The sequence below is a fragment of the Blautia faecis genome, from assembly GCF_027662325.1.
GTDB lineage: Bacteria > Bacillota > Clostridia > Lachnospirales > Lachnospiraceae > Blautia_A > Blautia_A faecis.
The window spans coordinates 1-1,207 of sequence record NZ_JAQDKY010000107.1; the positions used below are offsets into that span (position 1 = coordinate 1).

A 1,207-nucleotide genomic window follows, 5' to 3' on the forward strand; every position below is an offset into this window, starting at 1 on the left:
CAGCGGCGGCAACCGCAGACTGCTGTTGGCTTCGCTGTACAATAGAAATTTCGTTGTGTGGACATGGCATTTTGTGTCCCTCCTTTCTATGCTTGGTGGATGGGGTGGAGTTTTACCACCTCATTTTTGGCAGAAAAAAAGCAGGAGATCTTTTTTAGATTTCCTGCTCGGTGTGCCGCTTTGTAGGTGGCGGGTATTTAGTTGTGAAAGTTCGGGACAAGTTGACCCGATGTATAAGAAATAATAAACCAGAAGTTTACAAGCTAAATTTGTTACAACAAAAATGTAAATACTCTTTAACCGATATTTCTTTGCTATTCAAAATTCCAATAACAACAAATATAACTTCTGCAACTGTAAGATAGCAGTCTTTCAAATCAAAAATAAAAAGGGTAGGTATCTGCAAAAAATCTAAACTTCCACCCCAAAACACCTTATCAATCAAGCTACATAAACATCCCGATATGCCACAAATCATTATCATTTTTACCCAAAAACTTGTATGTGCTCTTTTTGCCTGATATAGCATATATCCTGATAAAAAGAGGAACAAAACAAACACATTCAATAAAATGGTAACAAACGGACTTGATAATAATTCGAAGAAATTGCCAGCATAAGATAAACGAGTATTTAGTTCTGGATTAAATCTTAAAACTTTGGCTATTATATCAAATTCGTATTTCATAAATACTTTTGAAATTACTATTTTAACCATCTGGTCAATTAGAACCAATAATGCCACAGGTATAATAAACGGCTTAAACTTTTCCATCAGTAATACTTCCTCTCAAATTATTATTTTATTATTTCTTCTTTTTCGATTTAGGGGTAGGCAATTCTTCATACATAGCATTAAACAATCCTGTCAAAAACTCTTTATTATCAACTTCATCTACCAACAACATTTCTTTTGCTCCCTCGTAAGGTAACTCATACGAAACCGTTGGCATATAACTTATTGCTGATTTTACTGGTTTGACAAGTAATCTATCATCATAGATACCGCCTACAATCTTACCACAATAATAAATGACAAATTCGCCCATCATAGCTCGATAGGTAATTTCATTCAAGTCAGATAACTGACCTAAAATAAATTCTAAATATTCTTTGCTGGATGCCATAACTTTACCTCAATTTCTAAATTTATTACTGACTTCATTATACTTTATTGCTTATCGAAAAGATAGCATATTTTATGAAA

The 1,207-nt window shown here is 33.2% G+C and carries 2 protein-coding genes and 1 pseudogene; 1 reads left to right on the forward strand and 2 read right to left on the reverse strand.

From position 1 onward, the window contains the following. Window positions 1–244, forward strand: a pseudogene (locus tag PGQ38_RS19320) (hypothetical protein); the annotation flags it as partial. 12 nt (window positions 245–256) lie between these two features. Here PGQ38_RS19320 and PGQ38_RS19325 read toward each other — a convergent pair. Together PGQ38_RS19325 and PGQ38_RS19330 are read right to left on the reverse strand one after the other, a co-directional pair. Continuing rightward, window positions 257–775: a signal peptidase II gene (locus tag PGQ38_RS19325; protein WP_109258347.1), complete on the reverse strand. Its 519-nt coding sequence runs from the start codon at window positions 773–775 to the stop codon at window positions 257–259. A gap of 31 nt (window positions 776–806) precedes the next feature. Continuing rightward, window positions 807–1,127, reverse strand: coding sequence for a TfoX/Sxy family protein (locus PGQ38_RS19330; RefSeq protein WP_109258346.1), 321 nt, complete (start codon window positions 1,125–1,127; stop codon window positions 807–809). Between the last annotated feature and the right edge of the window lie 80 nt (window positions 1,128–1,207).